20 protein-coding genes are annotated in these 24,020 nt (G+C 38.1%); 16 read left to right on the top strand and 4 right to left on the bottom strand.

Going from position 1 to position 24,020, the window contains the following annotated elements; genetic code table 11:
• Together M983_RS02955 and M983_RS02950 are read left to right on the top strand one after the other, a co-directional pair.
• Window positions 1–555 (top strand): SLC13 family permease (locus tag M983_RS02955; protein ID WP_157091916.1); only part of this gene is annotated, 555 nt, incomplete at its 5' end.
• A 191-nt stretch (window positions 556–746) separates the two neighbouring features.
• The gene (locus tag M983_RS02950; RefSeq protein WP_066746787.1) at window positions 747–2,138 is read left to right on the top strand and encodes a hypothetical protein; all 1,392 of its coding nucleotides are present in this window, start codon (window positions 747–749) and stop codon (window positions 2,136–2,138) included.
• Window positions 2,139–2,237: 99 nt separating this feature from the next.
• Here M983_RS02950 and yfbR read toward each other — a convergent pair whose 3' ends face one another.
• Together yfbR and M983_RS02940 are read right to left on the bottom strand one after the other, a co-directional pair.
• Entirely contained in the window at window positions 2,238–2,819 is a 582-nt protein-coding gene (yfbR, locus tag M983_RS02945) for a 5'-deoxynucleotidase (RefSeq protein WP_066746776.1), read from the bottom strand.
• A gap of 137 nt (window positions 2,820–2,956) precedes the next feature.
• The gene (locus M983_RS02940; protein ID WP_066746773.1) at window positions 2,957–4,171 is read right to left on the bottom strand and encodes a pyridoxal phosphate-dependent aminotransferase; all 1,215 of its coding nucleotides are present in this window, start codon (window positions 4,169–4,171) and stop codon (window positions 2,957–2,959) included.
• Between the two features lie 872 nt (window positions 4,172–5,043).
• Here M983_RS02940 and hexA point away from each other — a divergent pair.
• From hexA to nuoN, 14 genes are all read left to right on the top strand, one after another.
• Window positions 5,044–5,961: a transcriptional regulator HexA gene (gene hexA, locus M983_RS02935; protein WP_066746770.1), complete on the top strand. Its 918-nt coding sequence runs from the start codon at window positions 5,044–5,046 to the stop codon at window positions 5,959–5,961.
• Window positions 5,962–6,740: 779 nt separating this feature from the next.
• On the top strand, window positions 6,741–7,193 hold the full coding sequence (locus M983_RS02930; protein ID WP_074388137.1) for an NADH-quinone oxidoreductase subunit A: 453 nt from the start codon (window positions 6,741–6,743) through the stop codon (window positions 7,191–7,193).
• Window positions 7,194–7,210: 17 nt separating this feature from the next.
• Window positions 7,211–7,885: a NuoB/complex I 20 kDa subunit family protein gene (locus tag M983_RS02925; RefSeq protein ID WP_066746765.1), complete on the top strand. Its 675-nt coding sequence runs from the start codon at window positions 7,211–7,213 to the stop codon at window positions 7,883–7,885.
• A 76-nt stretch (window positions 7,886–7,961) separates the two neighbouring features.
• Window positions 7,962–9,758, top strand: a complete 1,797-nt coding sequence (gene nuoC / locus M983_RS02920) for an NADH-quinone oxidoreductase subunit C/D (RefSeq protein WP_066746763.1) — start codon at window positions 7,962–7,964, stop codon at window positions 9,756–9,758.
• A 2-nt stretch (window positions 9,759–9,760) separates the two neighbouring features.
• Entirely contained in the window at window positions 9,761–10,306 is a 546-nt protein-coding gene (gene nuoE, locus M983_RS02915) for an NADH-quinone oxidoreductase subunit NuoE (RefSeq protein ID WP_066746759.1), read from the top strand.
• Window positions 10,303–11,667, top strand: coding sequence for an NADH-quinone oxidoreductase subunit NuoF (gene nuoF / locus M983_RS02910; protein WP_066746754.1), 1,365 nt, complete (start codon window positions 10,303–10,305; stop codon window positions 11,665–11,667). The genes nuoE and nuoF overlap by 4 nt, the downstream gene beginning before the upstream one ends.
• A 53-nt stretch (window positions 11,668–11,720) precedes the next feature.
• Entirely contained in the window at window positions 11,721–14,453 is a 2,733-nt protein-coding gene (nuoG, locus tag M983_RS02905) for an NADH-quinone oxidoreductase subunit NuoG (protein ID WP_066746746.1), read from the top strand.
• A complete protein-coding gene (gene nuoH / locus M983_RS02900) occupies window positions 14,453–15,430 on the top strand; it encodes an NADH-quinone oxidoreductase subunit NuoH (protein ID WP_066746738.1) in 978 nt (325 codons plus the stop codon). Before nuoG ends, nuoH begins: the two co-directional genes overlap by 1 nt.
• A 14-nt stretch (window positions 15,431–15,444) precedes the next feature.
• Entirely contained in the window at window positions 15,445–15,987 is a 543-nt protein-coding gene (gene nuoI / locus M983_RS02895) for an NADH-quinone oxidoreductase subunit NuoI (RefSeq protein ID WP_066746736.1), read from the top strand.
• Window positions 15,988–15,999: 12 nt separating this feature from the next.
• Complete coding sequence (gene nuoJ / locus M983_RS02890) at window positions 16,000–16,533, top strand: NADH-quinone oxidoreductase subunit J (protein ID WP_066746733.1); 534 nt, start codon at window positions 16,000–16,002, stop codon at window positions 16,531–16,533.
• Window positions 16,530–16,832, top strand: a complete 303-nt coding sequence (nuoK, locus tag M983_RS02885) for an NADH-quinone oxidoreductase subunit NuoK (protein ID WP_066746730.1) — start codon at window positions 16,530–16,532, stop codon at window positions 16,830–16,832. The genes nuoJ and nuoK overlap by 4 nt, the downstream gene beginning before the upstream one ends.
• Window positions 16,829–18,664 (top strand): NADH-quinone oxidoreductase subunit L, encoded by a 1,836-nt coding sequence (gene nuoL, locus M983_RS02880; RefSeq protein WP_066746727.1) that lies wholly within the window; start codon window positions 16,829–16,831, stop codon window positions 18,662–18,664. Before nuoK ends, nuoL begins: the two co-directional genes overlap by 4 nt.
• Before the next feature lie 19 nt (window positions 18,665–18,683).
• Window positions 18,684–20,213, top strand: coding sequence for an NADH-quinone oxidoreductase subunit M (gene nuoM, locus M983_RS02875; RefSeq protein ID WP_066746722.1), 1,530 nt, complete (start codon window positions 18,684–18,686; stop codon window positions 20,211–20,213).
• Window positions 20,214–20,219: 6 nt separating this feature from the next.
• Entirely contained in the window at window positions 20,220–21,680 is a 1,461-nt protein-coding gene (gene nuoN, locus M983_RS02870) for an NADH-quinone oxidoreductase subunit NuoN (RefSeq protein WP_066746719.1), read from the top strand.
• Window positions 21,681–21,754: 74 nt separating this feature from the next.
• Here the strand turns inward: nuoN and M983_RS02865 are convergent, their stop codons facing one another.
• Together M983_RS02865 and M983_RS02860 are read right to left on the bottom strand one after the other, a co-directional pair.
• The gene (locus M983_RS02865) at window positions 21,755–22,759 is read right to left on the bottom strand and encodes an alpha-xenorhabdolysin family binary toxin subunit B (RefSeq protein WP_066746797.1); all 1,005 of its coding nucleotides are present in this window, start codon (window positions 22,757–22,759) and stop codon (window positions 21,755–21,757) included.
• A gap of 13 nt (window positions 22,760–22,772) precedes the next feature.
• Window positions 22,773–23,984, bottom strand: a complete 1,212-nt coding sequence (locus M983_RS02860) for an alpha-xenorhabdolysin family binary toxin subunit A (protein WP_066746716.1) — start codon at window positions 23,982–23,984, stop codon at window positions 22,773–22,775.
• Window positions 23,985–24,020 lie beyond the last annotated feature (36 nt).

Genomic DNA, 24,020 nt, shown 5'->3' with positions numbered 1-24,020 from the left:
CTGATGGTGGCACTGATGGTGACAAATGAAGTGCCTAACTTTATTGCTGCACTTATTGCTTGTCTATTAATGGGTAAATTCCGCTGTATCGATATGGAAAGCGCTTATCGCTCTATCCATTGGCCAAGTATTATTTTAATTGTAGGAATGATGCCCTTTGCAGCAGCATTACAAAAAACAGGTGGTATAGAGCTTATTGTAAACGGTTTAATGGATGTTGCGGGTAGTGCTGGCCCTCAAGTGATGTTGGTGTGTTTATTTATACTTTGTGCATCCATTGGGTTATTTATCTCGAATACGGCAACGGCGGTATTAATGGCGCCAATTGCAATTGCAGCTGCAAATCAAATGGAAGTATCGCCATTACCTTTTGCCATGGTCATTGGCGTTGCGGCATCTGCTGCATTTATGACACCAGTATCATCACCCGTAAATACACTTATTCTTGAGCCCGGTGGTTATAAATTTGCTGATTTTATGAAAATTGGCGTGCCATTTACGATTATTGTAATGGCGATAAGTGTATTTCTGATCCCGCTCTTATTTCCATTCTAAATATCAATATTTATACTTTGCTGAAACGTCGTTTATTAATTAATAAACGACGTTTTTTATTTATTTGATGATGATTTTTTATGTGTTGTATATGCAATGTTGATGAATGTGTGTTTTTTTAAAATCTTTCTTAGAAAAAAAAGTATAGTCATATTATTGAATTGAAAATAGTTTAATAAGAGAGATATATAATGGGCGTAAATTCAGTAAATATAAACAATGGCATTGTCACTCCAAGTAATAGTGACAATGGCAATAATAGTCAAGGTGACAGACGTATAAGCACCATATCAAATAGTAGTGTAAACTTTAACACTAAGGGCAATAGTCGTATCTCAGAAGAAAGTAATAAAGTATTAAGAGGTAAAATAAAAGAGTTAATAATAGAAAAAAATATTCACGGTAAATCAACAACAAGAGTGAGTAATAAAAAAAATGTTCTTTCGAATGAAAACAATAAAAAAATAACTCAAAGTGTTAGCGATGATTTAAAACAGATAAACAAGGCTATTTCCACACATCATACTGTTTTTAAAGGATTGATTGCAAATACTTTGATTAATAATAAAGAAAGCACGGGGAATGAGATATTATCAAAATATAATAATTTTATCTCATTAGCACCTGAATTTCATAATAAATCATCAAAGGCAATGAGTGATTTTTCTATTTCATTAGGATTAAAACATGCTGATGAGGCAATCATTTTTTCTATATTAGAAAATAATAATAAAAATGATTCTGTTGATTATGTAAAGGATTATTTAAATGAGAAGTATCATGAATATATAGACGCTAGAAAAAACAAATTAAACATTTCTAATAGAGTGGGAAATATATTAAAAACAATGGAGTCAAGTAAGTTCGACAAAAAAATAGAGAGTCTTTTTGAACTTGTTAATGATTTTAAAAATAAAAATATTGTTAGAAATAAAAGTGATTTAAATACACATGATATCTTCCAGAGTATAACTCAAAATTATCTTAATAATAATGATATTCATGTTAATTTAGAACAAGCTGAAAGTATTATTGAGAAAATGATAAAAGATAAAGGTCCAGAGTTTGCTGCTACATTTAACTCAGAAAGTAGACTGGAAATAGTTAATTATGCAATCGATCAAGCTTTAAATCATATGGAAACACTAAAACTTGATGAAAATAAAAATGATATAATAAAGCTTGCTATGGAAAAAAAGAAAAGTATCAATAGAAGCAATGTGTTTATTCGTGGTATGAAAGGAATAAGAAATTTAGTTATTGGTAAAGATAATAGTAAAATTGATAGACTAAATAAATTAACAGAAGATATGGTCGTAAGTTTTGAATCTAATACATTGAAGCTTTTAGCAGGAGATACAGAGGAAATAGAAAATTTAAAGAAAATGAAAGATATAGAGAAAATGAAAAATACAGAAAATACAGAAAATACAGAAAATACAGATAAAACAGAAAATACAGAAAATACAGAAAATACAGAAAATACAGATAAAACAGAAAATACAGATAAAACAGAAAATACAGATAAAACAGAAAATATAAATGGAGCTGAAAATATAAATGGAGCTGAAAATAAAGATTGATTTATATTATTAAATCAAAAAAAATTAAAGTGCAGTTTCAATTTTTAAGGTGAGTGATTATTGTTAGCACTCACCTTTCTATAAAAATGTTTTACTTAATTACTCACTAATTTCATCAAGCGATAAACTAAAGCCGGGTACAAATACCTTCATAAAATAGTCCATTTCAGGACTATGTCTTTCAGCAAGTGTTTTCTCTAATCGATTTTTAGCTAGATTAAATTCGCTATTGCCTGCTGCTAATTCTTCAAGACATTTTAAATAGGCACACAGACTATCAGCTTGTTTCACGATAAAGGTTTCTTCGTCATTGTGTAATTGTTCATCAATAAGCGGGCGAAAATCATCTTGTAGCTCTTTAGGTAACATCTCAATTAATTTTTGCTGGGCAAATTTTTCGATTTTCTTATATTCGTGAGCAATTTGAGGATTGTGATATTTAATGGGCGTAGGCATATCACCAGTAATAACTTCACTTGCATCATGATACATAGCTTGTAATGCAATACGTTCTGCGTTGACATTACCTTCAAATATGCGGTTTTTAATCACGGCTAATGCATGTGCAACAAAAGCAACTTGTAAACTGTGCTCAGAAACATTTTCTTGGCGAATATTACGCATAAGTGGCCAGCGAGTAATGAGTTTTAAACGAGAAAGGTGGGCAAAAAAATAACTCATGAGATCTCCCTTTGCGTGATTGATGTGCCTATTGTGAGTGGATAATTCTGTGTTGTAAATAGCCATCAAAGAGAAAATAAAAACACACTATAATGAGGGATTATAGTGTGTTTCATTGTCGTTGAATTGTATTTTACTTACTGGTGATAATTCACGATAAAACGCCCAAATTTTTGGATAGCCATCTCTAAATCGTCTTCGCGAGGTAGTGTGACAATTCGGAAATGATCAGGATGAGGCCAATTGAAGGCAGTTCCTTGCACTAAGAGCACTTTTTCTTGCAGTAATAAATCGAGGATCATTTTCTGATCGTCTTTAATGCTATAACGATTCAAATCGATTTTAGGGAACATGTATAATGCACCCATTGGTTTGACACAAGAAACACCCGGTATTTGGTTGATAAGCTCCCACGCGCGATTACGTTGCTCATATAAACGCCCACCAGGCAAAATAAATTCACTGATGCTTTGGTAACCGCCTAATGCAGTTTGAATCGCATGTTGCATAGGCACGTTAGCGCACAAACGCATTGAAGAAAGCATGTTCAAACCTTCAATATAACTTTTCGCGTGTTTTTTAGGCCCATTTAATACCATCCAACCTTGACGAAAACCTGCAACACGATATGTTTTTGATAAGCCATTGAACGTCACAGTTAATAAATCAGGTGCCATTGCTGCGATAGAATGATGTTGCGCATCGTCATACAGAATTTTATCGTAGATTTCATCAGCAAAAATAATTAAGTTATGTTGACGGGCTATTTCAACAATTTCCATCAAAATTTCTTTGCTATATACCGCACCTGTTGGATTATTAGGATTAATAATAACAATACCGCGAGTATTTTTAGTTATTTTACTCCGAATATCATCTAAATCAGGAAACCAGCCTTGTTCCTCATCACAAAGATAATGAACCGCAGTACCCCCAGAAAGAGAAACCGCCGCTGTCCATAATGGATAATCGGGGGCGGGTACAAGCATTTCATCACCATTATTTAATAGTGCTTGCATTGCCAGTACGATTAATTCAGAAACACCATTACCGATATAAATATCTTCAACGGTGACATCACGCATATCACGGGCTTGATAATGTTGCATGATGGCCTTACGTGCTGAGAAAAGCCCTTTTGAGTCGCTATAGCCTTGAGAACTTGGCAGATTTCGAATTACATCGACTAAAATTTCATCTGGTGCTTCAAAACCAAAAGGTGCAGGATTACCAATGTTGAGTTTTAATACTTTGTTGCCTTCTTCTTCTAGACGTTTTGCTTCTTGCAAAACGGGACCTCGAATGTCGTAACATACATGGTCAAGCTTATTTGATTTTTTAATTTGATTCATAGCACGTTTACCTAATGGGTATGACTTATATCAACATAGCAACATTTATATCTATCATTTATATCTATATAGAAATAGAAGTTATAAATGGAAAGGCTGATCTACAAAAAAATAGATCTATCACTCTACTCTTACGTTGCAAACTTTTGAAGATGTTGGGTTATTTTTGGTATAAAAGGTCAGTTTATTCTAAGAATGTTATTTCGATAACTGTTTGTATTGTTTAAGTAGGCATTATATTTTAATTTTCAAACAAGATTTGAAGTATTATTTTGTTAAGGAGAGGGTTTGTAGTATGTTAATTATATGGGAATTAGGATAAAAAAGAGTAAAAAGAGATGTAATGCATAGATTAAGAAAATGTCTCATAAACAAACATTGAATAATTTTATTGGATTTGTATTATCTGCCTTAATATATTAAATTTTTAAATAATATGGTTAAATTTGCTTTATCCTATAACCATCAATGAGTTTACTTATTAAATAAATTCAACTTTTAAATTTATTTAATAAGTAACAATACCTAGATGCTTAGGTATTGTTAAGAAAATTTAAATCATATTTAAAAATGTTAAATTTTATAAGAAAGAACTCTATTAGTATGATCTATGTCTAAGTTGTGATGAGAGTATGCAGTTCTTCCTTGTGAATACTTAAAATCATAATAAAATTTAATTTGTTACTAACGTATGTAATCCCTTTTTAGCAAGGAGGTGTAAACCAAAAGAAACAAATGTAAAGTATTCAGTATATCTTTGCACTCATTTTCAGAGTGAGGTACTGTCTAAACCAAAGGTCTCCTTGAGGCTTTTTGAGAAAAAACACCAGGTATATGTAATTTAAAAATCAAAAATAAGTGAAGAATAAACAATGATTAATGCAAATCGTCCGATAATGAATCTCGACCTCGATCTGCTTAGAACTTTTGTTGCTGTAGCAGACTTAAATACGTTTGCAGCAGCGGCGGCAGCCGTATGTCGAACACAGTCTGCTGTAAGCCAGCAGATGCAACGTTTAGAGCAATTAGTAGGTAGAGAACTTTTTGCCAGACATGGTCGTAATAAACTGTTAACAGAACATGGCCTACAATTATTAGGTTATGCTCGTCAAATTTTGCGTGCTAACGATGATGCAACAGCTTCATTAACATATAGCGATGCAGAAGGGGAGTTACGTATTGGTGCGTCAGATGATTCTGTTGATACGTTATTACCTTTTTTACTTAATCGTATTGCATCGGTCTATCCACGCTTAGCTGTTGATGTACGTATAAAACGCTCTCAATTCATCGAGACAATGCTTGATAACCATGAAATTGATTTAGCGTTAACAACAGCTCGTATTGGCCACCATCCGCGTACAGCGTTACGTACTGCACCAGTATTATGGCATTGTGCCCCTGATTTCCAATTGCAAACGAATGAGCCAATTCCTTTAGTTATGATGGATGAAACCAATCCATTCCGCCAAATTGCAACAAACACACTAGATGATGCTGGCATTCAATGGCGTATTGCATATGAAGCCGCTTCTTTATCTGCTGTTCGTGCAGCCGTAAATGCAGAAGTTGGTATCACTGCACGCCCACTTGAAATGCAAAATGCAGATCTACGTATTATTGGTGAAAGTGAAGGTTTACCTCGCTTACCAGAAACACAATATTGGTTATATCGTAATTTTGATGAACAAAATGAAGCGGTATTAACGGTATTTAACGCAATTGAAAATAAAAAGACACCTTATACAGTCACTGCAGCTGAAGATGTCAGTTCAGTTGAAATTGAGTAACAATGTTAAATTGTTAACTTGAAAATATAAATAAAGCCTTTTTATCCTGTTCATTAATTATCAGGATAAAATAAGTCTATACGGAAGCCGATGTAGATAATACATTTGCTTTCGTTTTTTTATGATCAAGATCAATATAATTACATAACGATAATATTCATCTAAGTTAATGTATATTTTGTGATGAGGGCAAATTGGCGTAATAAAATAATTTTTTGTTAAAAAAATGTGCACTCTGAGATTCGGTTACACGCTTGTAGGATTTGTTAATAAATAAAAGGTTTGTCTAGGTTTACTTAGAATAAATGAATAAATAAAAAGAGATATTTGACCTTCAACACATTATTAAAAAGTTAATTTGTTAAAATTTGGATAAAATTTAAACTGTTTATATATTTTTTCAACTATTTTGTGAGTTTGATCAAGAAAATAAGGCACATTTCCCTATATAGAGTCAGGTTTTTCCTGCGATACTGGTGTAGTAAAATCGAATTATCGGTTAGACTAAGCGTGTTAGCAAAAAGAGTGTCGATTCACTGACACGTTTTAGCATCGAGTTATATTCTGATGTTAAAAATGAGTGTTTATTTTGTTAAATCACGTTGGGGAATTGGGTGCGTTGTCGCAACGTTTTCCAAAATATAAAAAGGTATTAATAGATTGCTATCATCTTTTTAATTAGCAAGTCTATTGTATCTCTCTTTTTTTCATAAATATAAATGTGGTGTAAACCGCCGGATAAGAGTTGGTTAATTGACACCACCTTTGATGAGTAAGCAATGAGTATGTCTACAACCACCGAAGTTATAGCCCACCATTGGGCATTTGCTGTCTTCCTCATAGGCGCATTGGGGTTATGTTCGCTCATGTTACTGGGTGCCCGCTATCTAGGCGGACGCGCGCAGGCAAGGGCAAAGCATGTTCCTTATGAATCTGGCCTTGATTCTGTTGGCAGCGCTCGTCTGCGCATGTCGGCTAAATTCTATTTAGTTGCCATGTTTTTCGTCATTTTCGATGTTGAAGCACTGTTTCTTTATGCCTGGGCTGTTTCCGTTCGTGAAGTTGGCTGGTTAGGCTTTATTGAGGCAGCCGTCTTCATCGCTATTTTATTAGCTGGCTTATTCTATTTGGTACGTATTGGTGCTCTTAACTGGACTCCAGTTCGTTCTCGCCGTGAAACCGCGGGTAAAAGCCATGTCAGATTAACCAGCGGCAAACATCCGCAGCAGTAATAAGCGAGGCATTAGAAATGGATTATACGCTCACCCGCATAGATCCTAACGGTGAGAATGACCGTTATCCCCTGCAATCACAGGAAATAGTCAGTGACCCATTAGATGCTCACGTTCATCGCAGCGTGTACATGGGAAAACTCGATCATGCATTGCATGACGTTGTGAACTGGGGAAGAAAAAACTCTTTATGGCCATATAACTTTGGTCTTTCCTGTTGTTACGTTGAAATGGTGACGTCGTTTACTGCGGTTCATGATGTTGCACGTTTTGGTTCTGAAGTATTACGTGCTTCACCTCGTCAAGCTGACTTTATGGTGGTTGCCGGAACTTGCTTTACCAAAATGGCACCTGTTATTCAGCGTCTATATGATCAAATGCTAGAGCCTAAATGGGTTATCTCCATGGGAGCTTGTGCAAACTCTGGTGGTATGTACGACATCTATTCTGTTGTTCAAGGTGTTGATAAATTCATTCCTGTTGATGTGTATATTCCTGGGTGCCCACCGCGTCCTGAAGCTTATATGCAGGCATTGATGTTATTACAAGAATCCATTGGTAAAGAACGTCGCCCATTGTCATGGGTTGTCGGCGACCAAGGTGTTTATCGTGCCAATATGCAATCAGAACGAGAAAGAAAGCACGGTGAACGTATCGCGGTGAAAAATCTGCGTACACCAGACGAAATTTAAAGGCTTTTGCCTAAGACGTAACCAGAGCAATGTGTTGCGATATAAGTAACCCTGATCAAAGTTGTGGTGAATAGAAATGACCGATCAGATAGCGCAAAAAAGCGCAGGTCCAGCGTGGGAAACGACCGATCATATTGATGATCAGGTCGTCAATGAACTGCGTCAAAAATTTGGACCTGATGCGTTTACATTCCAGCCAACTCGTACTGGCATGCCAGTAGTATGGGTTAAGCGGGAACAACTTATTGAGGTGTTACACTACCTCAAATCTTTACCAAAACCTTATGTCATGCTGTTTGATATGCATGGTTTTGATGAGCGTGTGCGTACACATCGTCAAGGCTTGCCTGCGGCTGATTTTTCGGTTTTCTATCACTTGATATCACTCGATCGTAATAAGGATATCATGCTGAAAGTCGCATTAAGTGAAAATGACCTTAATGTTCCGACTATCACATCGATTTTCCCTAACTCGAATTGGTATGAGCGTGAAGTGTGGGATATGTTTGGGATTGTCTTTAATGGACACCCAAATTTACGTCGTATTATGATGCTTCCTGATTGGGAAGGGCATCCACTGCGTAAAGATTACCCAGCTCGTGCAACAGAATTTGATCCTTATGTGCTGACAAAGCAAAAAGAGGATCTCGAGATGGAATCACTGAAATTTAAACCAGAAGAATGGGGAATGAAACGCGGTACTGAGAATGAGGACTTTATGTTCTTAAACCTTGGTCCTAACCATCCATCTTCTCATGGTGCATTCCGTATTATTCTTCAGCTAGATGGCGAAGAAATCGTTAACTGTGTTCCTGATGTGGGTTACCACCATCGCGGTGCAGAAAAAATGGGTGAGCGCCAATCATGGCACAGCTATATCCCATACACAGACCGTATAGAATATCTTGGCGGTTGTGTTAACGAAATGCCTTATGTTCTTGCTGTTGAAAAATTGGCAGGTATTGAAGTACCAGAACGCGTGAAAGTCATTCGCGTGATGTTATCTGAGCTATTTCGTATCAACAGCCATTTACTCTATATCAGTACCTTTATTCAAGACGTAGGTGCAATGACACCTGTCTTCTTTGCTTTTACCGATCGCCAAAAAGTGTACAACATCGTTGAAGCGATTACTGGATTCCGTATGCACCCAGCATGGTTCCGTATTGGTGGTGTTGCGCATGATTTACCTCGTGGTTGGGAGCGCTTATTACGTGAATTCTTAGATTGGATGCCAAAACGTCTAGATTCATATGTAAAAGCGGCACTAGAAAACAGTATCTTAAAAGGCCGTACAGTAGGTGTCGCCTCTTATAACTCGAAAGAAGCATTAGAGTGGGGTGTAACCGGTGCAGGCTTACGTGCAACAGGTGTTGAATTTGACGTACGTAAATGGCGCCCATATTCAGGTTATGAAAACTTTGAATTTGAAATTCCTGTAGCAAGTAATGGCGACTGTTACGATCGTGTAATGCTGAAAGTTGAAGAGTTACGTCAAAGTTTACGTATTCTTGAACAGTGTTATAAAAATATGCCAGAAGGTCCATTTAAAGCAGACCATCCATTGACTACGCCACCACCAAAAGAGCGTACGTTACAGCATATTGAAACCATGATTAACCACTTCTTACAGGTTTCATGGGGCCCTGTTATGCCAGCAAATGAATCATTCCAGATGGTTGAAGCCACTAAAGGTATCAACAGTTACTACTTAACCAGTGATGGCAGTACGATGAGCTACCGTACGCGTATTCGTACACCAAGCTTTGCTCACCTTCAGCAAATTCCAGCGGTTATCCGCGGTAGTTTAGTCTCTGACTTGATTGTTTATCTGGGAAGTATTGATTTTGTAATGTCGGATGTGGATCGGTAATCATGCAAAATGAACTAAACCAAAAAGATGATGCTGTGCAGATCGAAATTATTGATGTCACCGTTTCAAAGAAAGCTTCGTTTGTGTTAACTGAAGAAGAACGCGCTGAAATTGAAAAAGAAAAACATCACTATGAAGATCCTCGTGCAGCCTCTATTGAAGCACTGAAAATTGTGCAAAAGAACCGTGGTTGGGTTGAAGACGGTGCAATTTATGCGATTGCTGATGTTCTTGGGATACCTGCAAGCGATGTTGAAGGCGTCGCTACGTTCTATAGCCAGATTTTCCGTCAACCTGTTGGTCGTCATATCATTCGTTTTTGTGACAGTGTGGTATGCCATATTACAGGTTATCAAGGCATTCAGGCGGCTATTGAACAGCACCTTAATATTATCCCAGGTCAAACAACACCAGATGGTCGTTTTACACTGCTACCCACCTGTTGTTTAGGTAACTGTGATAAAGGTCCTACCATGATGGTAGATGAAGATACTCACAGTTTTGTAAAACCTGAAGAGATTGAAAAGTTACTGGAGCAGTATCCATGACAGCAATTTCAGGAGCAAAACCGATCATTCGTAGCGCAGAAACGCACCCGCTAACGTGGCGTTTACGTGATGATCGTCAGCCAGTATGGCTGGATGAATACCGTGCTAAAAACGGTTATAAAGCGGCAGAAAAAGCATTAAAAGGGATGTCTCCTGATGAGGTGACAACCACTGTAAAAGATGCAGGTCTAAAAGGCCGAGGCGGTGCTGGATTCTCAACAGGCTTAAAATGGAGCCTGATGCCAAAAGATGAAAGCATGAATATCCGTTACATTCTTTGTAATGCAGATGAAATGGAGCCGGGTACATATAAAGACCGTCTCTTAATGGAACAACTTCCTCATCTGTTAATTGAAGGAATGATTATTGGCGCTCACGCACTAAAAGCTTACCGTGGCTATATTTTCCTTCGTGGTGAATATATCGAGGCGGCTAAGCATTTACGTCATGCCATTGAAGAGGCAAAAGCGGCAGGATTCCTCGGTAAAAACATTTTTGGAACAGGTATCGATTTTGAGTTGTTTGTTCACACAGGTGCAGGTCGTTACATCTGTGGTGAAGAAACGGCACTTATCAATTCCCTAGAAGGGCGTCGTGCTAATCCTCGTTCTAAACCACCATTTCCTGCGACATCAGGAGCATGGGGTAAACCAACTTGTGTTAATAACGTTGAAACATTATGCAATGTACCAGCGATTGTTGAGCATGGTAAGGATTGGTATATCGGCTTAAGTGAAGGCAAAAGCCCAGATGCTGGTACTAAATTAATGGGATTCTCTGGTCGTGTTAAACACCCAGGATTATGGGAATTACCCTTTGGCACCACAGCACGTGAAATTCTTGAGGATTACGCAGGGGGTATGCGTGATGGACTTAAGCTTAAAGCGTGGCAACCTGGTGGTGCAGGTACTGACTTCTTAACAGAAGATCATCTCGATCTCCCTATGGATTTTGGCACGATTGGTAAAGCAGGTAGCCGTTTAGGAACTGCGTTAGCCATGGCGGTTGATAATGAAATTAATATGGTTTCATTAACCCGTAACTTAGAAGAGTTCTTTGCTCGTGAATCTTGTGGTTGGTGTACACCTTGTCGTGATGGCCTGCCATGGAGTGTCGAAATCTTACGTGCGATTGAACAAGGTAAAGGTCGCCCTGGCGATATCGAAACACTTGAACATTTATGTCGTTCACTAAGCCCAGGACACACATTCTGTGCTCATGCGCCAGGTGCTGTCGAGCCTTTACAAAGCGCTATTAAATATTTCCGTGAAGAATTTGAGGCTGGCATCATTCAAGAAGATTATACCAATGCCAACCTTATCAGAGGTATTCAGCCTAATTTACTGAAACACCGCTGGTAGTTTTTCACGATACATTCTAGGTTTAACGCCTGCAATGCAGGCCTTTGGGAAGCATGCTGACTATGGCTACGATTCATGTAGACGGCAAAGAATATGAAGTTAACGGGTCTGAGAACCTGTTAGAAGCCTGTCTTAATTTAGGCTTAGATATTCCTTATTTTTGCTGGCATCCAGCGCTGGGAAGCGTTGGCGCTTGCCGCCAGTGTGCGGTTAAGCAATATCAAAATGCTGAGGATACTCGCGGTCGTTTGGTGATGTCTTGTATGACACCAGCATCCGATGGCACGTTTATATCTATCGATGACGAAGAAGCGAAAAAATTCCGTGAAAGCGTTGTTGAATGGTATATGACAAACCATCCTCATGACTGTCCAGTTTGTGAAGAAGGCGGTAACTGCCACCTTCAAGATATGACGGTAATGACGGGTCATACTATGCGTCGCTATCGCTTTACGAAGCGTACACATAGAAACCAAGAATTAGGACCGTTTATTTCTCACGAAATGAACCGTTGTATTGCCTGTTACCGCTGTGTTCGTTACTACAAAGATTATGCTGATGGTACTGACCTTGGCGTCTTTGGTGCTCACAATAACGTTTTCTTTGGACGCGTTGAAGATGGCACATTAGAGAGCGAATTCTCTGGTAACTTAATTGAAGTATGCCCTACTGGTGTATTTACCGATAAAACACATTCATCACGTTATAACCGTAAATGGGATATGCAATTTGCACCAAGCATTTGCCAAGGTTGTAGTATGGGTTGTAATACAAGCCCTGGTGAACGTTATGGTGAATTACGTCGTATTGAAAATCGTTATAACGGTACAGTAAACCGCTATTTCCTGTGTGACCGTGGCCGTTTTGGTTATGGTTATGTCAATTTAGCGAGCAGACCGCGTCAGCCTAAAAAACGTTTAGGAAGTAACTGGTTAGAAATCAATGCAACTCAAGCAACTCAAGCTGTTGCTGATATGTTGAAGAAAAGCCAACGTATCGTCGGTATTGGTTCACCACGAGCAAGCATTGAAAGTAACTTTGCATTACGTGAAGTTGTTGGTGCAGAAAACTTCTATAGTGGTATTTCAGCATCAGAACAAAAACGCTTAACGTTAATGCTCAATATTTTACAAAAAGGGGGCGTTTATACTCCTTCTTTACGTGAAATTGAAAGTTATGATGCGGTTCTTGTGTTAGGTGAAGATTTAACACAAACCGGTGCTCGTATGGCGTTGTCTGTGCGTCAAGCTGTTAAAGGTAAAGCGCGTGAAATGGCAGCAGCTCAAAAAGTAGCTGATTGGCAAATCGCCGCGATTATGAATATCGGACAACGTGCTAAATACCCACTGTTTGTCACTCATGTTGATGAGACACGTCTTGATGATGTTGCAGCATGGAGCTATCGTGCACCTGTTGTTGATCAAGCGCGCCTTGGTTTTGCTATCGCAAATAGTATTAATGGTGAAGCTCCTGCAGTTGATGACATGAATGATGCGCTGAATAAACAGATTGATATGGTTGTTCAAGCGCTGTCTCAAGCGAAAAAACCATTGATTATCAGTGGTAGTCACGCAGGTAGTGAAGATGTCATTAAAGCGGCTGCTAATATTGCCTTTGCATTAAAAGCGAAAGGTAATGATGTTGGACTTTCTTTTGTTGCTGATGATGCCAATAGCATGGGTCTTGCCATGATGAATGCTCAACCACTTGATGATGCATTAAAAATTATGCGAAGTGGTCAAGCAGATTCTGTTGTTGTCATGGAAAACGATCTTTATCGTCACTTTGATGCAGATGCGATTGATGATGCATTGGCGAAAGTGGATAACTTAATTGTTATCGACCATCAGCAAACTGACATCATGGAAAAAGCGCACTTGGTTCTCCCTGCCTCTTCTTTCGCAGAAAGTGACGGTACTATGGTAAGCCAAGAAGGTAGAGCACAACGCTACTTCCAAGTTTTTGAGCCTTCATTCTACGATAAATCTATTGTGATGCATGAAAGCTGGCGCTGGTTAAGCGCTGTTGATTCACAGTGGCATGAAAGAAGCCTTGATTGGACTCAGTTAGATCATGTGATTGAGCTGTGTGCTTCTCGTCTCCCTCAATTCACGGGTATTGTAGATGCTGCTCCAAACGCATCATTCCGTATTCGTGGACAAAAACTTGCTCGTGAACCACATCGTTACAGCGGTCGTACATCTATGTTGGCGAATATTTCTGTACATGAACAGCGTCAACCAAAAGATATCGATACGCCATTTGCTTTCTCAATGGAAGGGAATAACAGCCCTACTGCTCCTCGTCAGCAGATTCCATTTGCATGGGCGCCAGGTTGGAACTCACCTCAAGCATGGAATAAATTCCAAGCAGAGGTGGGGGGCAGTTTACGCTTTGGTGATCCTGGTGTGCGTTTAATTGAATGTGGTGAAAACACACTAGGTTACTTCACTGAAATTCCAGCGGCCTTTAATGCTGAGAAAAATCAATGGACAGTTGCACCTTGCTACCGTTTATTTGGCAGTGAAGAGCTATCACAACGCTCTGACGTTATCCAATCTCGTATGGACGCTGCTTATTTAACACTGAGTGAAACGGATGCAGAAGCATTAGCGTTGACTCAAGGGCAACAAGCGATGTTTATTTACCAAAACCGTGAATTCACTTTACCTGTGAAAATCAGTGCTCATCTGACGCAAGGGCAAATTGGTTTACCATTAGGTTTAGCGGGAATTTCTCCATCGCTGGTGGGTGTATCGGTTCGTCATCTGCGAGGTATTGCATAATGAGCTGGTTATCTCCTGAAGTTATTGAGATTTTACTCACTGTCTTAAAAGCGGTGGTTATCCTTCTTGTCGTTGTCACCTGTGGTGCTTTCATGAGTATGGGTGAACGTCGTCTATTAGGGTTATTCCAAAACCGTTATGGGCCTAATCGTGTTGGTTATGCAGGTTCAGCACAGTTAATTGCGGATATGATCAAAATGTTCTTTAAAGAGGACTGGATCCCGAAATTTGCTGATCGCTTTATCTTTACCATTGCCCCTGTTATCGCATTTTCAGCATTACTGCTTTCGTTTGCGATTGTACCAGTAAGCTCAACATGGGTGGTTGCTGACTTAAACATTGGTATTTTGTTTTTCTTGATGGTTGCAGGTCTTGCGGTGTATGCCGTGTTATTTGCAGGTTGGTCAAGTAATAATAAATACTCTTTGTTAGGGGCAATGCGTGCCTCAGCACAAACAGTTAGCTATGAGGTTTTCTTAGGGCTATCCCTTCTAGGTGTTGTCGCGCAGGCTGGCTCATTTAACCTAACTGATATCGTGAATTCACAAGAACATATGTGGAATGTTATTCCTCAGTTCTTTGGTTTTATTACGTTCGCTATTGCTGGGGTTGCGGTATGTCACCGTCATCCTTTTGACCAACCAGAGGCAGAGCAAGAGCTCGCTGATGGTTATCACATTGAATATTCTGGTATGAAATTCGGCTTATTCTTTGTGGGTGAATATATCGGTATTGTTGCGGTTTCAGGTTTAATCGTGACGTTATTCTTTGGTGGCTGGCAAGGTCCTTTCTTACCTTCATTTATTTGGTTTGCACTGAAAACAGCCTTCTTCATGATGATGTTTATTCTAATTCGTGCGTCGTTACCGCGTCCGCGTTATGACCAAGTTATGTCATTTGGTTGGAAAATTTGCTTACCGTTAACTTTAATCAATCTGCTGGTGACTGCCGCAGTGATACTTTACAACGCTCAATAAGGGGTGATTGAACCATGACTTTAAAAGAGTTATTGACTGGTTTCGGCACCCAGGTACGAAGCATTTGGATGATAGGCTTACATGCCTTTGCCAAACGCGAAACACAGATGTACCCGGAAGAACCTGTCAATGTTGCACCACGTTACCGTGGACGTATTGTGTTGACGCGTGATCCTGATGGTGATGAGCGCTGTGTTGCTTGTAACTTGTGTGCAGCAGTCTGTCCAGTAGGTTGTATTTCATTACAGAAAGCCGAACGTGAAGATGGTCGTTGGTACCCTGAATTTTTCCGTATCAACTTTTCTCGCTGTATCTTTTGTGGATTATGTGAAGAAGCGTGTCCAACAACGGCTCTGCAATTGACACCTGATTTTGAGTTAGGTGAATTCAAGCGTCAGGATCTGGTTTATGAAAAAGACGATTTGTTGATTTCAGGGCCAGGTAAATATCCTGAATATAACTTTTACCGTAAAACAGGTATGGCGATTAATGGCAAAGATAAAGGTGATGCTGATGATGAAGCTAAACCTATTGATGTCAAAAGCCTGTTACCGTAAGGAGCGATATTCATGGAATTTGCATTTTATATTGCAGGACTGATTTCAATCCTTGCAACACTGAGAGTGATAACACATACCAATCCAGTACATGCTTTGTTGTATTTGATTATTTCGTTAATTGGACTTTCAGTGGTGTTCTTCTCATTAGGTGCTTATTTTGCGGGTGCCTTAGAAATTATCGTTTACGCAGGTGCCATTATGGTGCTGTTCGTATTCGTGGTGATGATGCTCAACTTAGGTAAATCCGTAGTTGAACAAGAGAAAAAATGGCTAAAACCAAAATTTTGGATTGGACCTGCTATTTTATCTCTCATCTTGTTAGTGGTACTGATTTATGCAATCAGTAGCGTGACTCAAGGTGATATCACAGGAGATTTAATAGGAGCAAAAGAAGTCGGTATTAGCTTGTTTGGGCCTTATATTCTGGCTGTTGAGTTAGCCTCAATGCTCTTATTGTCAGGATTAATTGTTGCTTATCACATTGGTCGTGATCAGAGCCATGACGATCTCTTCGAAAACGAAAATGCAGGGGAGCAAAAATGATACCTCTTCAACATGGTTTGATCTTGGCTGCGGTACTATTTGTGTTAGGTTTTACCTGCTTAGTACTTCGCCGCAACCTGTTGTTTATGTTGATCGGACTAGAAATTATGATTAATGCAGCTGCGCTGGCATTTGTTGTCGGTGGTAGCTATTGGGGTCAAACTGATGGTCAGATAATGTATATTTTGGCTATCAGCTTGGCAGCGGCAGAGGCAAGTATTGGCTTGGCATTGTTGTTACAACTTCATCGTCATCGCCAAAACCTCAATATTGATACAGTAAGTGAGATGCGCGGATGAATATACTCTATTTAACCATTCTGCTACCACTTCTGGGATTTCTACTGCTCGCTTTCTCACGTGGTCGTTGGTCTGAAAATGTATCAGCATGGATTGGTACAGGATCGGTTGGATTATCTGCTTTAGTGACACTTTGGGTTGGGATGGACTTCTTTGCTCAAGGGCAGGTCACACAGACTGAAACATTATGGAACTGGATGTCAGCAGGGAATTTTAGTATTCCTTTTACACTGGTTCTTGATGGTTTATCACTGACAATGCTAGGTGTTATCACCGGTGTGGGTTTTCTTATTCATATGTATGCATCTTGGTATATGCGAGGAGAAGAGGGTTACTCTCGCTTCTTTGCTTACACCAACTTGTTTATCGCAAGTATGGTCGTTTTAGTACTCGCAGATAACATGATGCTGATGTACATGGGATGGGAAGGTGTGGGTTTATGTAGTTACCTTTTAATTGGTTTCTATTACAACAACCCAGCTAATGGCGCAGCAGCGATGAAAGCATTTATCGTTACGCGTATTGGTGACGTGTTCTTAGCGATTGGTATGTTTATACTGTTTGATCAGCTAGGCACATTGAGCTTCCGTGAAATGGCAGTGATCGCACCTGAAAAAATAGCAGCAGGCTCTAGCATTATCAACTGGGCAATGTTAATGGTATTAGGTGGTGCAGTAGGTAAATCAGCACAACTTCCATTACAAACTTGGTTAGCGGATGCGATGGCAGGTCCAACACCTGTATCTGCATTAATTCACGCTGCAACGATGGTAACCGCGGGTGTTTATCTTGTTGCTCGTAGCCATGCATTGTTCTTAATGGCGCCAGATATCTTAGAATTAGTCGGTATTGTGGGTGCTGTCACGTTAGTATTAGCCGGCTTTGCTGCGTTAGTACAAACGGATATCAAGCGCGTTCTTGCTTATTCAACCATGAGTCAAATTGGTTATATGTTCTTGGCTTTAGGTGCACAAGCATGGGATGGCGCAATTTTTCACTTAATGACTCACGCATTCTTTAAAGCATTACTGTTCTTATCAGCAGGTTCTGTCATCATAGCCTGCCATCATGAGCAGAATATCTTTAAGATGGGTGGATTACGTAAAAAAATCCCATTTGTTTATGCCTGTTTCCTCATTGGGGGTGGCGCATTATCGGCATTACCTCTTTTAACAGCAGGCTTCTTCAGTAAAGATGAAATCTTATGGGGTGCATATGCAAACGGTCATGTTAACTTAATGTTAGCAGGTTTAATTGGCGCATTATTTACGTCACTTTATACTTTCCGTTTAATATTTATCGTATTCCATGGTGAAACAAAAACCGAAGCACACCAAGTTAAAGGTTTTACTCATACCTTCCCTCTCGCAGTGTTGGCTATTTTGTCTACCTTTATTGGTGCGTTGATAACCCAGCCTTTAGGCGCAGTATTCCCAGAAAGTACGGTCTCACATGATGGTAAATATGTATTAGAGATCCTCTCTGGCGTGATTGCGATTGTGGGCGTTGCCATTGCAGCATGGTTATATCTGAAACAGCGTCAGCTTGTTTCTCAGGTTGCACATACCAAAACAGGGCGTTTCTTCTCAACATGGTGGTTCCATGCTTGGGGATTTGATGCGCTGTATGACGTGCTGTTTGTCAAACCTTTTAAAGGTATGGCATGGCTTATCCAAAATGATCCTGTTAACCAATTCTTTAATCTGTTTGGTTGCCTATTCAAAGGTGCCAATAAAGGCTTGAGTTTCAGTGAAAATGGATTAGCGCGTTGGTATGCGGCTTCTCTCGGTTTAGGTGCAGTGCTTATCATTGCTCTGCTGCTTCTGGTTTAATTAAGGGACACATTGCGCCATGTTATTACCCTGGCTAATACTTATTCCCTTCATCGGTGGCCTGCTAAGTTGGCAGGCTGAACGAATCGGCTCGCAAGTCCCTCGCTGGGTTGCGTTGCTGACGATGGGATTAACACTTGTTATTTCTGTGCAACTTTGGTTGCAAGGCGACTATCAACTCATTAGTGCTGATGGTGCTCCACGCTGGACTGAGTTCTTCTTTATGCCGTGGATACCTGCTTTAGGCATTAATATCCAATTTGCATTGGATGGAATGTCACTGTTAATGGTTGTATTAACTGCTATTCTAGGTATTTTAGCGGTGCTCTCTTCATGGAGTGAAAATCAACCATCACAAGGTGCCTTCCATTTCAATCTGCTGTGGATCTTAGCGGGTGTGATGGGCGTCTTTTTGGCAACTGACTTGTTCTTATTCTTCTTCTTCTGGGAAATGATGTTGATCCCAATGTATTTCCTTATCTCTTTATGGGGACACAAAGGAAGTAGCGATAAGAAACACGTCAGTGCAGCGACCAAGTTCTTTATTTACACTCAGGCGAGTGGATTATTAATGTTGCTAGCTATTATTGGCTTAGCAATTGCCTTTCGCCAAGAAACAGGTATTTGGACGTTTGATTATGACACCTTGTTACAGGCTCATACCGTATTAGGATCAGAACTACAGTTTATCTTAATGCTGGGATTTTTTGCTGCTTTTGCAGTAAAAATGCCAATTGTTCCTGTTCATGGTTGGCTAGCAGATGCACATGCTGAAGCACCAACAGCAGGTTCCGTTGACTTATCAGGTATTTTGCTTAAAACAGCGGCTTATGGTTTGTTACGTTTTAACTTGCCACTATTCCCTGAAGCATCGGCATTGCTAGCCCCTGTTGCTATGTGGTTAGGTTTAATCACTATTTTCTATGCAGCACTATTAGCATTCCGTCAAACGGATATTAAACGTCTCGCTGCTTATAGTAGTATTTCTCACATGGGCTTTATCGTCATTGCGATTTATGCCGGTTCAGTATTGGCTTACCAAGGGGCTATCATTCAAATGATCACCAATGGTTTGTCAGCAGCTGGATTATTTATTATGTGTGGTATGCTTTATGAGCGTTTAGGTACACGTGATATAAATCAAATGGGTGGCTTGTGGAAAAGCATCCGTTTCTTACCTGCGTTTTCTCTGTTCTTCGCGGTTGCTTCACTAGGTATGCCGGGTACAGGTAACTTTGTGGGTGAGTTCATGATCTTATTTGGTACTTTCGCTCACTTTAAACTGATCACCATTATTTCGGTCTTTGGTTTAGTCTGTGCTTCTGTTTACGCGCTGTGGATGATGCAACAGGCTTACTATGGTTCACCGAAAACAGCAGAAAGAACCTATAAAGGGTTAAATCTGAGAGAATTCTTCATTCTGATTACATTGGTTGTCTTACTGGTTATTTTGGGCTTCTTCCCACAACCTGTTTTAGATACCTCTGCCTCAGCAATGGAAAATCTACAGACTTGGTATTCCGCTTCTCTTTCAACAGTAAGGCCGTAATTCGCCATGACAATAAATCCAGAACAACTGATCGCACTGCTACCGCTATTGATCGTCGGATTGACGGTGGTGGTTGTAATGCTATCCATTGCGTGGCGACGCGATCATTTTACTATTGCCACGTTAACAGCGATTGGTTTTATCATCGCGTTGGGATCACTCTATTACGTTAATGAAGTTGGCGTAATGGATGTCACAACACTTTACCATGTCGATGGATATTCAAGTTTCTTTACTGCGTTAACAATAATTGCAGGCTTAGGAACTATCACCTTTGCTTATCCTTGGTTAGAAGGCTATCAAGATAACAAAGAAGAGTTTTACATGTTGGTATCGATTGCGGTAATGGGGGGTATTTTACTTTCTAGCGCTAATCATTTTGCCTCTATGTTTATTGGAATTGAATTACTGACATTACCTTTATTTGGTCTTATTGGTTATGCATTCCAACAACGTCCTTCACTGGAAGCTGGCATAAAATATATGCTTCTTTCAGCGGCGGCTTCTTCGTTCTTGTTATTTGGTATGGCGTTACTTTATGCAGCAGAAGGTTCTCTTTCTTTTGCAGCAATAGGGCAAAGCTTAAGTGATAGTCATATCCAAAAACCACTCGTACTTGCAGGACTTGGTATGATGCTGGTGGGGATCGGCTTTAAACTATCGCTATTTCCATTTCAATTATGGACACCTGATGTATACCAAGGTGCACCAGCACCAACAGGCGCTTTCTTAGCAACAGCAAGTAAAATTGGTATTTTTGCTGTTGTGATGCGTTTATTCTTTGAAGCACCTGTTGCAGATAGTGAAACATTACGTTTGATCTTAGGTTTCATGGCTATTGCCTCAATTCTCTTTGGTAATATCATGGCTATCATGCAAAAGAACGTAAAACGCTTACTGGGTTACTCTTCTGTATCACATTTAGGGTATCTGCTCGTTGCGCTAATTGTTTTACAATCTAATCCAACTCTTGCACAAAGTACTGCTGAGATTTATTTAGCAGGTTATTTATTCGCAAGTTTAGGTGCGTTTGGTGCTATCGCTGTTGCATCAAGTCCTTATAACAAAGGTGAGCTTGAATCGATAGAAGATTATCGTGGGTTATTCTGGCGTCGTCCTGTTAGTGCATTAGTGATGTCTTTAATGATGCTATCACTTGCTGGCGTACCAATAACCTTAGGTTTTATCGGTAAGTTATATGTTGTTATCGCCGGTATTGATGCTCAATTATGGTGGCTAACAGGTACTGTTGTATTAGGTAGTGCTATTGGTTTATTCTACTATCTACGTGCTGCTGCAGTTGTATTCTTGCGTAAAGCAGATAATGACAACACACCCGCTATATCAACAACATCTCAAAATATGGCTTCTTTTGTTGCACTAATTTGTGCAATCATCGTCATTGCATTAGGTGTATGGCCACAGCCATTACTTGAATTGACTAATTTTGCCTTTATCGCGTATTAATTAGCTATTAAGTAATAGAATAAAAAGCCTGATTAATAAATTTAATCAGGCTTTTTTAATGAAGAAATAAATATTTACTCATGATGATGTAAGAATCTGTCTAAAAATTGTATATGCGGATAGAGTATTTTTTCTGCGTTCATTATATTATCTTTTAATGCTATAAGGCATTGTGATAAATATAACCAATATTGGTCGAGTACGTTAATTTGATCTGTTAATATCTCAATATAAAATTTTATATTAATAATAGAATGATATTCGGAGAGTAAAAGAGAATGCTTTCTTTTTTTGCTTTCTGCTTTTGACCGTTCATTTATATTATAAAGATATTCTTTGACTAATTTATGGCGAGTCTCTACAAGTTTTTTATAAGAAAAACTTGACTCTAAATGAGAGAAAAAATTACTTAATAAATCAATCAAAAGTGTCAATACATTTTTTTGAGATTTTTCTATTTTTAGATCTGAAATAGTTTTTTTAGTTGGTAGCGCTGAGCTAAAAATACTAAGTAAACTTTCATTATGAATAATTTCTTCACTTTTAGTAATAATGTCGATTTGCCCATTTATTTTTTTTATTATATCTCTGTAGAATATTATTTCTTTATTTATTTCAGAAAGTGATTTTTCTTCTTTACTTATTATTTTATTAATTTGATTGACTAAAGCATCAATTTTAAATGATAAAAGATGATCTTTTATCATATCACTATGATTTTTAATCAACTCTATTGATTCATTAATTTCTTCTTTGTAGATAATCTCAATTAACATTTTTTCATTATTTAATTGATTAACAGATTGATCTGAAGGGGCTTTTTCATAAACTTCATAATCAATTTCTTTAATTGCTTTTAATGTTCCCTCGAGTAGCTTTTGTCTTAAGTTAGTTTTCATGAATATTGCAAAATTCATTATATCATTAAATAATCTATTATTTTTTAATGATATTGAAATTAATGCTTCACTGATTTCAAAATCATTTAAATTTTTAGATGTTATTCTTCTAATGTTTCTGGTTGTGTTGAGGAAATCTTTATATTCAAAGTTATTTAAATAAGAGATTATATTATCCATAACTATTCCTCTATTATTTTTCAGTATAAAAACTAGAAAGTGCTTCATCAAAAATGGTTATCATCTCTTTCGAATATCCGACAACCATATACCAAGGTGATATCATTTTTTCAAAGTAAATACTAAATCTTATTAACTCCATTGCATTATCAATTTTTTTTAAATTCGTTAATGAGGCTTTAATTTCAGTTAATGTTGCCTGCCACATATACTCGAGATGTTCTAATGCCATATTTGCATCTTTGATAAATTGTTCTATTTCATTAAGTTCTATTTCAAATTTTTCTAAATTATTAACAAGTAAGGAAAATGAATTTATTTTTTCATTAATATCTGTAATTTTTCCAATAGTTTCATTTTTCTTTTTACGTATATCTTCTGCTTTTGAACCAAAAATACCACCTGTAATAATGACACCAATAATACCAAAGGCAAGACCCGTAAAAGCGAGTTTTACAAAATGTTGGTATTCTTTTTTTAGCAAATCTAATTCATCTTCTAAAAATTTTTTTTCTTCATGAAGAAGGGAGTTATCTTGATTAAAGAAATCATTAGCTAATTTTTTCTTTGCAATAATATCATAATAAAATGAATTACATAAAACACCATTACTATCTTCACCGCCGATAATTTTTATTCTAAAATCTGATATCATATTTTTTAATTTTAACGTTTTTTTATGTTCTCTATTAATATCTTGATGCATACTTTCTAATATGGTAATTAAATGATCTGATATTTTTTTATCCTGGCCTGTATACTTTATATGGTTTAATTCTTCGTTGGATAAATTACCAACTCTGTTATTTATTTTTTCTAATAATGGCATTTGGCTGATAAATAAAATGATTTGTTCGCCTGTTCCCGTTATTTCTCTCCCTATTATTTCTAAATCGATCGCTTGTTGTTTTATTGAATATTCTATTTTATTCCATTGAAATGCATGTTCACGCATTTTTAAAAAAAGTTCTTGTATACTACTTGCAGATATTTTGGCTATACCCATATCTTCATAGCCAAGGAAATCAATAACAGAATCTAATTCATAAGGAAGTATTAATGCTTTATCAACATAAGCTTTAATTTTATTAAGATCGTAAGCGGTAAAAATACCAGGACTACGTCCCCCATTTATATCTTTCCCAAGAATTAAACTCAGTGCGACTTCAGGAAGTTGAATATTTTCAATTACCTTATCAATATCTTCAAAGATAGTTGTATTCATATAACCTCTCTTATATTTAATATAACGTAAGTTGTG

Origin of the sequence: Proteus myxofaciens ATCC 19692 (genome assembly GCF_001654855.1) — a bacterium.
Taxonomy (GTDB): domain Bacteria; phylum Pseudomonadota; class Gammaproteobacteria; order Enterobacterales; family Enterobacteriaceae; genus Proteus; species Proteus myxofaciens.
This window is presented reverse-complemented; position numbering and strand designations above follow the sequence as displayed.